Origin of the sequence: Methanobrevibacter sp., from assembly GCF_045586545.1 — an archaeon.
Lineage (GTDB): Archaea > Methanobacteriota > Methanobacteria > Methanobacteriales > Methanobacteriaceae > Methanocatella.
In genome coordinates this window covers 1-15223 of sequence record NZ_JAZNAN010000085.1, presented here as the reverse complement: position 1 = coordinate 15223, position 15223 = coordinate 1, and the positions used below count along the sequence as shown (strand labels likewise).

Here is a 15223-nt window from a genome sequence, read left to right as displayed (position 1 = left end):
ACATCAATTTTGTAATATTAATGTAATTCTACAAGTATATTCCAAAATAAATCCCTATGAATTAATAAATATTGATTTTGATATAAAATTAATAGAATTATAATGTTCAATTTGACAATGTTAAATAGTGATATGATTGGTTTAATATTTAAAATAAGCAGTTTTAAATGAGGATAATTTTTCGAACTCAGACAATTTTTCCTTTAAAACCAGTTTAAATGAATATTCATAGGTAAAAATAAAAAAAGAAGTTGAAAGATAAGTTATCTTTCTTCAATAGTCACTTTGTTCATTACATCGCCTTGTTGAATTGCATCAACAACATCCTGACCTTTGATAACTTGACCGAATACTGTGTGTACTCCGTCTAAGTGTGGTTGTGGGCAGTGTGTAATGAAGAATTGGCTTCCGCCAGTGTCTTTACCTGCGTGTGCCATTGATAATGCGCCGGTACCATGTTTGTGAGGGTTTCCTTCAGTTTCACATTTGATAGTGTAACCAGGTCCACCGGTACCGTTTCCAATAGGACAACCTCCTTGAATTACAAAGTTTGGAATTACTCTGTGGAAGGTTAGGCCGTCATAGAAACCTTCGTTGATTAATTTTTCAAAGTTAGCTACAGTACCTGGAGCTTCATTTGGGAATAATTCTAATTCGATATTTCCTTTATCAGTTTCGATTATAGCGACTTTCATTTTATCACCTTTTATTTTAAATAATATTATTACTATTAATGATTAAATAGTTTTTCATTAAAAAAAGAAGAGAATAAAAACATTGTTTTCATTCTCCGTTCACTGCTTTAACTTGTTTGTAAGTTGCATACATGGAATAGACCCATACAATGAATACAAGCATACCAAATATTTGGCTCACGTAATACATCAATATATAGAATATTACAGCTAGCACAGCCAATATGATTCCTTTTTTCATATCATCAGCATAGATTAATCCTAATCCTGACCATATGAATGAAAGAATCAATGCAATTATCAGATTTTTCTTTGCCATTATTTTCCTCCCTTTCCTTTTTTTTAAGTTATTAAGATATCTAATTTTAAAATTATTTAAACATTTTATTTCCTTTTTGGAAGTATTTATTATAAATGAAATCTAAAATATTAGTGATTGAATAGTTTAAGGAGATAAGATGAACACTCAAGAATTAATTAAAATTGAAGATGATTATTTCATTAACACTTTCACAAGACAACCAATCGTTTTAGACCATGGTGAAGGTGTTAAAGTAACTGACATTGATGGTAATGAATACATAGACATGTTTGCAGGTATTGCAGTTAATGCTTTAGGTCATAATCACCCTAAACTTGTAAAAGCAATACAGGATCAAGCAGAAAAGCTGATTCACATTTCAAGTATCTACTATAACGAACCAGCTTTGATATATGCTAAAAAGTTAATTGACAAAACAGGTTTCGATAGAATATTTTATGCAAACAGCGGAGCTGAGGCAAACGAAGGTGCTATCAAGCTAGCTATCAAATACACTGGAAAGAGTGAAGTAATATCCACTGTCGATTCATTCCATGGAAGAACAATAATGACACTTGCAGCAACAGGACATGAGCATTATCATGAACCGTTCAAATGCATTTTGCCAAAAGGATTCATCAACGTACCATACAATGACATCGATGCAATCAAAGAGGCCATTACAGAAAATACTGCAGCTATCATTGTCGAGCCTATTCAGGGTGAAGGTGGAGTCAATGTTCCAGATAAGGATTACTTAAAGCAAATTGAAGAAATCTGCCATGAAAAAGACATTGTTTTCATTGTTGATGAAGTTCAAACAGGTTTTGGAAGATGCGGAACATTATTTGCTCATGAATTGTTCGATGTAAAACCTGACATAATGACCATGGCTAAAGGAATCGGTGGAGGAGTTCCTATGGGCGGAATTCTTGCAACAGAAAAGGTAGCTGGAGCATTCGTGCCAGGAGATCATGGAACCACTTTCGGAGGAGGACCATTAGTTTGTGCAGCCGCCAACGCAGTATTGGATACATTTGATGAAGAAAACATCCTGAATAATGTCAATGAAGTTGGAAATTACTTCATCGAAGAGCTTAAAAAATTAGATAAGGAAATCATAGCCGACGTGAGAGGTAAAGGATTGATGGTTGGTTTAGAGCTAACCAAACCTGGTGCCGAATATGTTGACAAACTAAGAGAAGCAGGATTTTTAATCAACTGTACTGCAGACAAGGTTTTAAGATTTGTTCCACCATTAATAATTACAAAAGCCGAAATTGATGAGTTCATTAAAGCTTTAGATGAAATATTATAGGTTTTTAAAATGACAATTCAAACTTTGTATTCATGCGATAAATGTGAATTCGAATTTCAGGATTCCTCCGGCATTTTCTGGGTGGATGTAGATGGATATCTTCATGTTGATGCTTTAAATGAAGTATCATCACATGAAGCTTCACAATCCCTGCTTTCAGGTGGAGTTTATCAGTACTACTGCTATAACTGTGAAAATGTTATCTTAAAGTTTGATATTAGAAAAATAGACACTGATGTATCCAGAGAAGCCATCATTCAGCTTTTGGAAAATTATAATGATGCCCATAAAATCATAGAATTCGACCCTAAATTCCAAAATTGCATTGAATGCGGTGAAGAATTGTCTTTAAAAATGGAAAAGGTTTTCGTCGTCGATAAAAATGATGAATTTTTGGTTGACGATTCAATTTTCAATTATGATGCATTGGATAAAATAAGTAATAAGTTTTGGGGCAAATATTATGGATATTACTGTAGGGATTGCTCAAAACAGATTAATAAATTCGTAATCGTTGAAAACAGCGATAATCTAAGTGATGATGAAATCAAATCTGTATTGCACGATCACACTAATGATTTGACTGTTTTCATTAACAACCCCGGAGACATTTGTCCAAATTGCGGAAATAAAATCCAGATTCTAAAAGAATTCTCCCCATGCCCTAACTGCGGAGAGGGGAAATTGAGAATTAAGGATATCAATTAGATTTCCCAATCCTTCTTTTCCAATAGTTTTTTAAGAGATGTTGAAATCTCTAATTCTTTTATTTTTTTTAAACTAGCCCACATGAACTCTGTATGTTCATCACTTATTTTAACGTTGCCTTCAACATCATCTAGATACATCATCAGCTGTACGGTTCTTTTGTGCATATAATCATTTTGAACAGCTTCACAAAAGTCTCCAACATTAACATCAAGGTTTGTTTCTTCTTTAATTTCTCGGACAAGTGCATCAGCAAAATGTTCTCCTTTTTCCACTTTTCCTCCAGGCAATTCCCACATTTCAGGGTCAGTTTTGCTTTTGGGATGCCTTTTGACAATCAAAATTTCGCCCGAATCGTTTTTGATTACTCCTCTAACGGTAAGTCCATATCCTTTCATAATAATATTTTTAGTTTTCTATTAAATAATTTGAACGGAAAAAGCTTTTCCTTCAATAGCATTAAATAACTTAAAATACATAACTAAATACATAATGTAACTTTTTTAGGAGTTTTAATTATGGATTTAAATATTAAAGTAAACGATAAAAACCACTTAGATATTGGTGGAGCGGATGCAATTGATATTGCAGAAGAATTTGGAACTCCAACCTATGTAATTGATGAAAATAGGATAAGAGATAATTATAATAGATTTTATTCAGCTTTTTCAAAATATTATCCTGATTTTAAAGTATTCTATGCATGTAAAGCTAACACCAACCTTGCAGTGATGAAAATTTTAGAGTCTGAAGGTTGTTGTATTGATGCAGTTTCACCTGGAGAAGTTCACATCTCAAAAATGCTCGGATTTTCAGGAGATAGGATATTATTTACAGGCAACAACATTACCAATGAGGAATTGAAATTCGTCCATGATGAAGGTGCCGTTTTAAACATAGACTCTGTTTCAGCATTAAAAAGATTGGCAAGTGTAGTTGATCCTGAAGGATTAAAAATATCATTCAGAGTAAACCCAATGGTAGGTGCAGGACACCATGACCACTGTATCACCGGCGGAGTGATGAGTAAATTTGGTATAATGGATAATGAAGCTGTTGAAGTATATGAAATGGCAAAAGAATTAGGTTTCAATCCAATCGGTATGCACTCTCACATTGGTTCAGGTATCCTAGACCCAGAACCATTCAAATTGGCTATTGAATCCACAATGGATATTGCAGGTAAAGTTCACCAGGAAGCTGGAATAGATTTCGAATTCGTTGACTTTGGTGGAGGTGTAGGAATTCCTTACACTCCGGAGGAAAACATTGTGGATTTAGATAAATTCGCAGAAGTTAATGTCGGATTATTTAAAGAAAAACTCGAACAGTATGATATGGGCAATCCTACAATGTATTTAGAGCCTGGAAGATACATCGTTGGAGATGCAAGTGTGCTTTTAGTAACAGTTAACAGCGTAAAACAAAGTTACAGAAAATTCATAGGTGTAGATGCAGGTTTCCACACACTTTTAAGACCAGCAATGTATGATTCATACCACCACATTGTTGATGCAGGCAAAATGGATGCAGAAAACACTCAAGAAGTGGACATTGCCGGAAATGTTTGTGAATCTGGAGATTTATTCGCACGTGACAGACCAATGCCTGATGTAGAAGAGGGTGATGTTTTAGGTATATTAAATGCAGGAGCATATGGATTTACAATGTCTTCAAACTACAACTCAAGGCCATTGGCATCCGAAGTTCTTGTAACTGATGGAAAATGCTCACTTGTACGTGAAAGAGAAACCTTTGAAGATTTATATGCAAAACAAAGCATTCCACCACATTTAAAATAAGTTGATAATATGGTAGATTTAAAAGGATTAAAATTTTCAAAAATGCATGGAATCGGCAATGACTTCCCAATCATCAATGAATTTGATGGAGAAGTTATTCCAGAAGCAGACAAACCAGAAGCATGTAGAATATTATGTCACAGAAACTTTGGAGTAGGTGGAGATGGAGTATTGTTCGTCGAACCTTCCGAAGTAGCTGACATTGGATACAGAATGTTCAATCCTGATGGAAGCGAAGCTGAAATGTGCGGAAACGGGATAAGATGCTTTGGAGACTTTGTCTACAGAAAAGGTATTTTAAAACAAGATAAGATGACTGTTGAGACAAGAGCAGGAATCAAAACAATTGAAATTACCTTAGAAAACGACGAACCAGTATTATTCAAAGTTGACATGGGATTATCAACATTCAAAACCCCTGAAATTCCGATGACCAGCGATAAGGATGAATTTTTAGATGGCAAGTTGGAGGTCTTAGATGCCACCTTTAACTTAACAGCAATTAGTGTTGGAAATCCTCATGCAATAATATTCGTTGATAATGTAGACGATGTTGACATCAACAAATATGGTCCTGCCATTGAAGCTCATGAAGTATTCCCTGAAAAAATCAATGTGCACTTTGTAGAAGTCATTTCTGAAAACGAAGGTAAAATGATTACTTGGGAACGTGGAGCAGGCGTTACCCTAGCTTGCGGTACTGGTGCAACCTCAACCGCCATCTCCGGATATAAGCTTGGTTTATTTGATAGCAATGTATTGCTACATTTACCTGGCGGTGACTTAAAATTCAATGTATATGAAAAAGAAGATTCTCTTGGAGCCTTCATGGAAGGTCCAGCAGAACTTGTTTTTGATGGAGAATTCTAATTCTCCTATACTCCTTTTTTCTTTCGCAATAATCCAAAAATAATGTCAACTACTGCAAGGATTATTATTAGTATTATCCAAATGTTAAATCCGGTTCTAAGTATTGCAAATATTATTGCAAGAACTAATAGTATAACACCTATTAAAACTGATTTTTTCCATTCTTCCATATTTTCACCATATTATATTTTATAAGCATTGATTAAGGTTATGTCTTCAAAAAAGAAGTGTTCTGTTGCAGCAATTTCAGCAATAAATCCTAATCGGTCAAATTTTTCTAGTGTCTCTTCATTGCCTGAAAGTGAAGACTGTATCATCTGAACAATTCCTCTATCATTTAAATGATTTGACACTTCATTTAAGAACAGATCTATTACTTTCCTACCATTTAATCCACCGTCGAATGCATAATTTATAGTGTCCTCTAAAACTTCATCTTCTTCGGTAGGTAGATATGGAGTATTAAATAAAATTACATCAAACTTTCTATTTTTTACAGGTTCGAATAAATTTCCAAATAAAACTTCAATATTTTCAACGTTGTTTTCCTTAAAATTTTTCTCCGCCAGAAGGCAGGCATCTAAGTTTATATCTGTCACGGTAATATTATCGGTTAATTTTGAAGCATACAATGCAACGATTCCGGATCCTGTACCGATTTCCAAAACACTTTGTCCAGGCTTAATTTGCAGATTATCAGCTAATAAGTAGCTGTCTTCGGCAGGAATATAAACATTATCGTCAGTGTTAATTATAAAATCGGGCATAATAATCTACTCACTTAATTTTGCATTAATTTCTTTGGATAAAAATAGAATGTCTTCAGGTGAAAGCACAGTCACTCTTTTTTTGTAGTATTCGTCCAGTTCAAGTTCATTAAGTCTTTTTTTCATTTCTTTTTTATCTAAATTGCAGATTTCATGTCTTGAATCAATAAGTGCATTTTTGATTTTTTTATTTCTATGCTGGAAAAGAGCCTTTGTAAATTTAGAATAAGTTTCAAAGTCTTCATCAGAAATTTTATTTTCTTTTGGAGTTAATTTAACAACAGTAGAATCAATTTGTGGCTTTGGAATAAAACTTTCAGAGCTTACATTAGCCAATGTTTCAACGTCACATTTAAAATAAAGCATTGCAGAAAGTCTAGAATAATTTTTAGTACCAACTTCGCCATTCATTCTATCGGCAAATTCCTTTTGATACATTAAAATAGCTAAATCAAAATCATATTCTAGGAATTTAAAAGTTATTGGTGATGAGATTTGATAAGGTAGATTAGAGATGATTTTGTTGAATTGCGGAAATTCAACTTTTAGTGCATCATCATTTATTAGTTCTACATTATCTATTTTTTCGTCTTTAAGTCTTTTGGCTAAAATTTCATAAATTTTAGTGTCTTGTTCGATAGCTATTACCTTTCGAGCTCTTTTGGCAAGTTCAATTGTCAGTGTTCCAATTCCAGTCCCAATTTCCAATATAACATCTTCTTTTGTGATGTCTCCAAAGTTAATTATTTGGTCTCTTTTATTTTTATCAATTAAATAATTTTGACCAAGATTTTTGTTTAACTTTATCCCATTTTTGTTTAAAATGTTTTTAGTTATTTTAGCAAGGGATTGGGAATTTTCACCAGTCAATTTATCACTTATCTTGAATTTCTAGGCCTTCTTGGAGCTTGAGTAAATATGTAATATCTGTTCTTTCCTCTTCTAGGGGTTGTTGTATCCAATTCTTGTTTAATTCTATTTACTATCATGCCTGCAGGATCAGCTAAGGTTGGAAGTCTTTTGGATATGTCTTCAAAAGATTCAAACGGTTTTTCTTCTCTAGCTTTAATAATGTCCCACATGTATTTTTTACCTATTCCAGGAATTAATTCTAATGAGTGTTGTCTTGTACTTATTGACTCAGTGGTATTGAAGAAGTTCACGAATTTTTCTTCATTTGCCTCTACAATATCACGAATTGCATAATCAAGTTCTATTCTACTTGTTGCAGTAAGATTTTCGAAATCTAATTTTCCAAGGACTCTGTAGATTTTATCTCTTTTTCCTTTTCCAATATATACGGTGTCCTGTATTTCTAAATCAACACCATTTTTAGGAGCTAATTCAAGTAAAGTGAAATATTCTGTACCAATAGCTTGAGCAATAGGTTTGCCTCCGAATTTAGACATATCAGACTTAACATATCCTCGACTTAAATAATCGAGTACAACAGCATATTCTTCTTTTTTTACTGCTGGTTTTTTATCTCTTCTATTTCTGCTATCCATATTATCACTCACTATCAGTTTTTTTATAACATTGATTAGCTATAATATAAACTTATTTATAAATTTATTTTTTAAGTGTAATAAAGATATCTAAAAAATAGTTATTTTTAAAATAGAATAATTAAAAAATAATAAAAAAAAGTGAATAGTTAAAAAAACTATTCTTCAACATCATATTGTTCTAAAAGTTCAAGAATTTTTTTCATTTCATCTGCGTCAATTTTGGTTGGTTCTTTAGCAAAAATTAATCTCATATCTGCTAAATCTTTAGGAACTAAATCAACAATATGAACAGCGACTTTTGGTCTTAAATTAAACTCGTCTTGGAGTTTTTCAATAATTTCTTTTGTATCTTCAAGAGAGTATCTTTTAAATCTTGCAAGATGGTTTATTGTAAGATTTTGTTCATAATTTAAATCATTCTCTTCAGAGAAATTTTCAATAATTTCTTTTACTTCTGCACCTGAAATAGGTTCGCTTTCGATAATCTCTTTTCCAATCATAGTAATCAGTTTTGTAATTTTAAGTGATCAGGTCTTACTATTAACTCTTTAGGTTTGTTTCCATCTTTTAAAGAAACAATGTATGCTTTTCCTTTTTGACCGATAACTTTTCCAGTTTTACCGTGGAATCTAGGAGCAGGTTGTCCTTTTTGGATACTTGGGTTAATAGTAATGTGAACTAAATCTCCTTCTTCAAATCTTTGGAGTCTGTTAGTAATTGGGTTAGTTCTACCCGGTCTTTGTACCTTAGTCATTTTTTTTCTTGATCTACTTTTTAATCCTCTTGATCTTTGCATTATATAACCTCTAATCAGTTCAGTCTGGGTATAAATCTATGTTATCAGCGACCTAGTATTAAAAAGCCCATAAATACTAGTAACATAGAATGTGAAAATAACTATTACCATCAGTGATATGATAATATTATAATTTTAGTTTAATGGTATTAATATACTTTTAGTTTTTTAATGGTTTTGATGAAATTTTAAATTTTTTTAAAAATTAAAATATTGATGGTTTGGTGTTAAAAAAATGGTGTGTTGAAGATAACTAAATTAGTTATCTTCGAATCTTCTTCTGTCAATTAATTCTTGACGTTTACCTGGGTTCCATCCTCCAGATGCAGATTTTGCACGTCCAACTTGTTGAACGTATCCGGTAATCCTATCATACCATTCTACATCTTCTTTTTCACCACAGGTAGGACAAACATTGTTTAATCCTTTCATTAAAGTCTTACATTTTAAACAGAAGCTTAATGCTGAGCTGTAAGCCCAGAATCCGATATCGGATTTCCTTGCAATTTTGTTAGTTAAACTCATTAGTGAATCCGGATCGGAATAGGATTCTCCCATGAATGCATGGAAGATGTGTCCACCAGGAGTAATTCCATGGTATTTCTCTTCGATTTTAATTTTTTCAATGAGTGAAAGTCCAGTATTTACTGGCACATGTGAAGAGTTAGTGTAATAATTAGCATTTCCTTCACCTTGTACGATAGCTTGGTCTCCGAATTGTTTTTTATCGAGAGTTGCAAATCTGTAAGCTGTAGATTCAGCAGGGGTTTGTATAACAGACCATCTGAGTCCAGTTTCATCTTTTAATTGGTTGGCTCTGTCATTAATGTATTCAATACATTTTATACCAAATTTGTTTGCATCTCCGTTTTCAATTCCTTCACCGAATAGGGATAATAACATTTCGTTAAGTCCAACGAAACCAAATGATAAGGTTGAATTATCAATTCTGTAGTAAGGTTCTCCGTCGACGTCCTGTTTTAAGAATGGCAAGATGTGGAAATCATTTAAACATTTTAAACCTTGTTCTCTTCTAAGCATTAAAGTTTCAACAGCTAAATCCATGTATTCATCTAAGTATTCGAATACTTGTGATTCATCTTTAGATTGATATCCGATTCTTGGCAAGTTCAATGTAACATATGCAAGGTTACCGGTTCTTAAACAGTCTTGTTCCCAGTCACCAGTCCAATTATCTTGTAAACAGGTTCTACAACCCATGTAGTTTGCCATTTCTCCTCTGTATTTAGGGAACATGTTTACAAAGTAGGATGAACCGTATTTTGCAGATAATTCGTGAACTAAACGGAGGTCATCTTCGTATTCGCTGGTCATTGTTTCTTTACGTAGGCTGTAAATAGTATTTGGGAATAAGTGAGGTTTGCCTTCGTTATCTCCTTCGAGTAAGGTTTCAGTGAATGCTCTTTGAATTAATCTAGTTTCATCTTCAAAGTCAGCATAGGTTCCAACCACTTCGCCTTTTGGACCGTATGCGGTTTCTTCTTTTAAGAAGTCAGGAACACCAAATTCTAATGCCATGCTTGTGAATGGCACTTGAGATCCACGAGCAGCGTAAGCCATGTTCAAGTTGTAAATGAGCATTTGAACAGCTTGTTTGATTTCTTCATAGGTTCTGCCTCTTGCGAAAGGTGCAACAAACACGTTCCAAAGGGACATTGATTGTCCACCGGACATGTTTTGTTGTGCTGCAAGCATGATTTCACCAGTGTGGTTCATTAAAGTTTCCATGTGGTTTGGTGCACCTGCAATTGAAGTGTGGTCACCGGTACCGTCTACTTTAAGACCGTGTCTAATGAATGTTCTGATATCATGTTGAAGACAGTTTAATGGTCTTCCTGCGAAGAATTCTAAATCGTGAATGTGAATGTCACCAGACATGTGAGCGTCAGCTAAATGTGCAGGGAGCATTTTTAAAAGTGCATATTGTTTTAATGCTTCATCTGCTACATGTTTGTGAATACTTTCAGGGTTGTGAATCATGTTTGCATTATCTCTGTTACCATTTTCAATTAAAGAGGTAATGTTGTATACTGGAATACCCAAACGAGTGTAACGGCTTCTTAAGTCTTCTAATCCGTATTCAATCAATTTGGTGTTTACCATTTCCCTGATCATCGGAGCGGTTAAGTATTCTACATTTAATTTTTTGAGTTCTTTCCAAGTTTCAGTTGCGATTTCAAAAGCAGTTTCTTGACTTGCACCAGTTTCTTCAATTAAAGTGTTAGCAATTTTGGATAAATCAAACGCTTCAATAGTGTCTCTTGAAGTACGTACTTTTAATTGTGTGCTTGCTAAGTATTTGTTTGCAATTTCTGGGTCAATGTCTTCTAAACATTCGTATACAATCTTTTTGATTTCTTTGGTTTTAATTCCATCGTATAGTTGAGAAACGACAGTAGCTACAATTTTGTCGGACTCAAAGAATGGAGTTTCAACCATTACTAAAGATTTTACTAATTTTTCATAACTGAATCTTTCTTTTATTCCGTTATTTTTTTCTACATTGATTTTAACGGATTCATTTAAATTTTTTCCTAATTCTGAAGTTCTTTCCATTTATAACACACCATTTTCCTAGTTTATTAAAATATAAGTATAATTTTGCGATAAACCTCGCAACTGTTATACTATTTGTAATGACTTGTATAATTAATCGTTCGTATTTACACGAACATCTATATTATACATTGATTGAGGTAGTATATAAATTGTTCGTCTTGTTACGAACAATATTTCCTTACTCTGAAATATACTATATAATTACTATATTAAATCAAAAGTCCGAGAGCATTTGTAAAGTAATAAAAAAGTTTTTAGAAGAAAACGTCTAAAGAACTTTGTTTGGATTTATCACTTTCAAATAATGAGTTAATACCATATTCCTGAATTTCCAAACGTTGTCTTAAGTAATGTGAAACAGGATATCTATTAACCAGCTCCTGGGATATTTCAAGGTATTTTGTAACTGATCCTTTTGAAACTGAAAGAATCAAATTGCCTCCGCATTTGCATTTTCCAGTAAGTGGCATTCTTCTATACTTGGCACCGCATTTTGTACATCTTACCTTCTGCTTGGAAAATGCCCTGGAATTTCCCATAATATCTGGCAAGAAATGAGAAGACAATACTTTTTCAACAACTCCTCTTTGGTCAACGGCTCTGATGGTTTCAGCAAGGCTGATTTGAGCCTCTACTTTTTCTCTCATAGACGGCAATCTCTTATAAAGACAGACTGTAGGTCCTGCATGAATGCTTGAAGTGTGGTGTGAAAACATCAATCCTTCATATTGCTCAGGGGTTCCTAAATGCATTTCAACATTATCGATGTACTCAAGAACCTCAGCGGGCTTAAGCGGACTGTATGTTTTTTCATAAAATTCAACAGGGAATCTTTCAAAGATATCTAAGTTGTGAGATTCATCATCTATCTCTTCAGGATCGATTCTTGAAGATAAAACTAAAGGAGCATCCATACTTCCTCCTCTAGTATTCGGCAGGTATGATTTTGAAAAGTTGATTAAAGCATCCAACAGCAACATTATAGCATCTTCGTCACTATCGCAGTTTCTACGCTTTGCGGAATGGAAATAAGGATGAGCATAGCAGCCCAATGCTTTTGTAAATCCAACAATCCTTCCAAGAACTCCTGCTGAAGTGTGGGGTGCAAGACCTGCTACTAAATGGCCGATTAAATCGCTTTTTTCATTAACGTTATAGAATGGCTCCATATCATAGTATCTTGTAAGCTCATCATCAATAAATTGCGCTGTACGCAGCAAATATTCTCCACAATTGTCTGAAATAACAATGTCCTGTACTTTAAGTTCGATAATTTGGTCTTCATTTTCAATTGGGTTTCCGTAACAATCTTTTTCATAGCCCATTTCTTTTAATTTTTCAACTGTAACACCAATTTCTTTTGGAATGAAATGGGTTAAAGGTAAATCAGTTGAATCATGGCGTATTGTACCATCTTTAAAAGTAAATACTCCATGCTTTGCTCTAAGTATTCCTTTTTCAATAGGTTCAGGCAATTTTGATTCGGAAATCATACCGATTACGCCTTTTACATCATCCACTCTTCTAACTTTAACATTATCGGATGCCTTTTTAAGCATAGTCGCAAGAGGAATATTTTTTTGTGAAGGTTTTCCCATTTCAGTCGGGCTGCCACATTTTGGGCAAAGTGAGCCAAATGAACTGATTCCGCATTCAGGATTAGTACATTTTCTTCTGGAAATTTCAACTTTAATATTTCCTTTTTTGGCAGCAGTTGCAACTAATCTTCTAGATCCACCATTATTTCCAATTGGTATTAATCCATGAGGTGCAGGTTTCATTAATCTTTCTTTTGATTTTTCAGGCCTACCTACACGGGTACCAATGTATGCTGGTGCCTTATTTTTAATTTCCACTGGTGAAACTTCATTTAAAGCTTCTAATGTGGTTTTTCTTTCAGGCAATTTTTTAGATAAAGTTACTAAAAGTGCATAAGAATGATCTTTGTCAATAATTATTTTTCCATCTCGAACAATATGTGGAACACCAATTATTTCAAGGGTTCTTTTTGGGAATTCTAAATCTAATTTAATTCCTTCATCCTGTTTGTATGTTGATTTGCCTTTTTCAAGCAAGTCTATTAATGAATTTAAATCTTGGATAGTTACATCGTTATAACAATAAGTGTATTTTGGATGAAGAGGAATATCATAATTCTTGGATAAAGTAAAAGCTTCAATTGAAGAGAGATATTCATATTCAAGCTTATGTAGGTCTAAATCATTGTTGGTTTTGTCGAATTTTTCGCTTTTCATTAATAATTGAATCCACCATTCTTCACACCATCCGGATGGATATAAAGGTTGGTTGTTTCTTAAAAACTCTCCAAATGCAACAAGCATATCTCCCAGGAATAGAATTTCAACAACGTCTTTTTTCACTTCACGCGCTTTTTTGACAGAGTCAAGAACTACCACATCACCATTTTTAAGTTTAACGATAGGTCCTTCAATTGAATCAACAGGCACTACACAGTTTCCCTTTCCAGGATATTCAATTTTCAATTGTGTTCCAACAGCTAAAAATTCAAGCAAAGCCATTGTTGCAGGGTGGACTCCCATTGTAGCAAGACCTGTATTTCTTGATCTTCCATATCTTAATCTAAATCCTCCTTTTTCAGAAGGATATCCTAAAATAGGTCTTCCACCAATAATGTCCTGAATATATTTTGGTTCATCAATGATATCGGAATCCCCACTGTCGTCACTAGAAGAATCATCCTTTTTAGGTTTTGAATACTCAGTAAGCCATTCCCAATCAAGACCCAATTTTTTAGAAATTTTATGAATCTTTTTAGATTTTTGGATAACTCCTTCTACCATCGCAAGCAACGCTCCACCACGAATGTTGTTTGTTTCAACACGTTCTAAATCTCTGTGGGATACTTCAACTTGGTCAGTTTGCTCTCCTGAGACTTCTACAGGGATATGATTAGCAGCAAATCTCACTTCTTCTGGTGTTGGTGAGTATTGTAAATTTGTAACTTCTGATTCGTATAATTCAACTTCTTCTACATATCTTTCGATTTCATCGTCAATTGGTTTAAATGCATCAATGCCAATTGCCTGTCTGATTTTGTCTCCTAAAAGAACGGCTAATGCTGCAGCTGTTCCCCCAGCACTCCTAATAGGTCCTGCAAAATAAACTCCAATATATTTTGTGCCATCGAAGTTTTGCTTAATTTTCACTTGAGAAATTCCTTCAAGAGGTGCTGCTACCACCCCTTCAGTAAGAATAGCAAGTGCTGTCCTTAGTGCTTGGTCGCATCTTTGTTCTTCATTCCATTCTGCTTTCTCGCCGGTAAGTTCAAACTTACCGGATGCAATCTCAGCTGCAATTTCAAAAGCAACTTCTTCCCTTGATATATCTACTTCCAATTCTTTAATACGTTGAGCCACACCTTCAGGGCCAACAAGCCCTTCCACTCTTTCAGCCAAATCCTTTGCAAGAGGTACTTCTGTTTTTGTTTCAACATCAAACCCTTTAGATCTTGCTTCATTGGCTATTTCGTATAGGTGATGGGTATCAGCTTCTAATCTATCGAAATAATCCATGGTTATCGCCACAAGTTACAAAATTAATCTAACATATAATCTATTGATTTTCATAATATTAATAATTTTCAAAAACTGTCTAACATATATTTAAATATACTAAAATTAAATATTTTAGTTGTATATTGTAGTCGAATTTTTAAATTATTATTGCTATTTTGGTGATATTAATGTCAGATGATAAACCATTAAATGCCATGTATGGGCAAAAAGTGAAATTAGACTTAGATAAAATAAGAAATAGACCTAAAAAAGAAGAAATAGTTGAAGATGAGCCTGTTGAAGAGGTTGTTGAGGAAGCTATTGATGAGCCGGTAGTTG

The 15223-nt window shown here is 33.7% G+C and carries 15 protein-coding genes; 4 read left to right on the top strand and 11 right to left on the bottom strand.

The features are described 5' to 3' along the window. Positions 1-263 precede the first annotated feature (263 nt). Together ACKI3D_RS06670 and ACKI3D_RS06665 are read right to left on the bottom strand one after the other, a co-directional pair. A complete protein-coding gene (locus tag ACKI3D_RS06670; protein ID WP_407393138.1) occupies positions 264-695 on the bottom strand; it encodes a peptidylprolyl isomerase in 432 nt (143 codons plus the stop codon). An 88-nt stretch (positions 696-783) separates the two neighbouring features. Beyond that, positions 784-1014: a hypothetical protein gene (locus ACKI3D_RS06665; protein ID WP_407393137.1), complete on the bottom strand. Its 231-nt coding sequence runs from the start codon at positions 1012-1014 to the stop codon at positions 784-786. Positions 1015-1153: 139 nt separating this feature from the next. Here ACKI3D_RS06665 and ACKI3D_RS06660 point away from each other — a divergent pair, with 139 nt between their 5' ends. Together ACKI3D_RS06660 and ACKI3D_RS06655 are read left to right on the top strand one after the other, a co-directional pair. Further along, positions 1154-2314 carry an acetylornithine transaminase gene (locus tag ACKI3D_RS06660; protein ID WP_407393135.1) on the top strand — a complete coding sequence of 387 codons (1161 nt, stop codon included), beginning with the start codon at positions 1154-1156 and terminating at the stop codon, positions 2312-2314. A 9-nt stretch (positions 2315-2323) separates the two neighbouring features. Further along, positions 2324-3022: a hypothetical protein gene (locus ACKI3D_RS06655; protein WP_407393133.1), complete on the top strand. Its 699-nt coding sequence runs from the start codon at positions 2324-2326 to the stop codon at positions 3020-3022. On the opposite strand, the gene ACKI3D_RS06650 is transcribed toward ACKI3D_RS06655, so the two are convergent. Beyond that, positions 3019-3423, bottom strand: coding sequence for an NUDIX domain-containing protein (locus tag ACKI3D_RS06650; protein ID WP_407393140.1), 405 nt, complete (start codon positions 3421-3423; stop codon positions 3019-3021). The two genes, ACKI3D_RS06655 and ACKI3D_RS06650, sit on opposite strands and share 4 nt — an antisense overlap. Before the next feature lie 117 nt (positions 3424-3540). Between ACKI3D_RS06650 and lysA the strand changes: the two genes are divergently transcribed. Together lysA and dapF are read left to right on the top strand one after the other, a co-directional pair. After that, complete coding sequence (lysA, locus tag ACKI3D_RS06645) at positions 3541-4824, top strand: diaminopimelate decarboxylase (protein ID WP_407393132.1); 1284 nt, start codon at positions 3541-3543, stop codon at positions 4822-4824. Positions 4825-4833: 9 nt separating this feature from the next. Further along, positions 4834-5694, top strand: a complete 861-nt coding sequence (gene dapF / locus ACKI3D_RS06640) for a diaminopimelate epimerase (protein ID WP_407393130.1) — start codon at positions 4834-4836, stop codon at positions 5692-5694. A gap of 5 nt (positions 5695-5699) precedes the next feature. Here the strand turns inward: dapF and ACKI3D_RS06635 are convergent, their stop codons facing one another. From ACKI3D_RS06635 to polC, 8 genes are all read right to left on the bottom strand, one after another. Then, positions 5700-5864, bottom strand: a complete 165-nt coding sequence (locus tag ACKI3D_RS06635; protein WP_407393128.1) for a hypothetical protein — start codon at positions 5862-5864, stop codon at positions 5700-5702. A gap of 12 nt (positions 5865-5876) precedes the next feature. Further along, positions 5877-6461: a HemK2/MTQ2 family protein methyltransferase gene (locus tag ACKI3D_RS06630; protein WP_407393127.1), complete on the bottom strand. Its 585-nt coding sequence runs from the start codon at positions 6459-6461 to the stop codon at positions 5877-5879. Positions 6462-6467: 6 nt separating this feature from the next. Beyond that, positions 6468-7331 (bottom strand): 16S rRNA (adenine(1518)-N(6)/adenine(1519)-N(6))-dimethyltransferase RsmA, encoded by an 864-nt coding sequence (gene rsmA / locus ACKI3D_RS06625; RefSeq protein WP_407393126.1) that lies wholly within the window; start codon positions 7329-7331, stop codon positions 6468-6470. Between the two features lie 8 nt (positions 7332-7339). Then, positions 7340-7969: a DUF655 domain-containing protein gene (locus ACKI3D_RS06620; protein WP_407393124.1), complete on the bottom strand. Its 630-nt coding sequence runs from the start codon at positions 7967-7969 to the stop codon at positions 7340-7342. Positions 7970-8127: 158 nt separating this feature from the next. Next, complete coding sequence (locus ACKI3D_RS06615; RefSeq protein ID WP_407393123.1) at positions 8128-8472, bottom strand: RNA polymerase Rpb4 family protein; 345 nt, start codon at positions 8470-8472, stop codon at positions 8128-8130. 5 nt (positions 8473-8477) lie between these two features. Beyond that, a complete protein-coding gene (locus tag ACKI3D_RS06610; RefSeq protein WP_407393121.1) occupies positions 8478-8768 on the bottom strand; it encodes a 50S ribosomal protein L21e in 291 nt (96 codons plus the stop codon). 258 nt (positions 8769-9026) lie between these two features. Beyond that, on the bottom strand, positions 9027-11345 hold the full coding sequence (gene nrdD, locus ACKI3D_RS06605) for an anaerobic ribonucleoside-triphosphate reductase (protein ID WP_407393119.1): 2319 nt from the start codon (positions 11343-11345) through the stop codon (positions 9027-9029). Between the two features lie 257 nt (positions 11346-11602). After that, entirely contained in the window at positions 11603-14914 is a 3312-nt protein-coding gene (gene polC, locus ACKI3D_RS06600) for a DNA polymerase II large subunit (protein ID WP_407393118.1), read from the bottom strand. Positions 14915-15223: the final 309 nt, after the last annotated feature.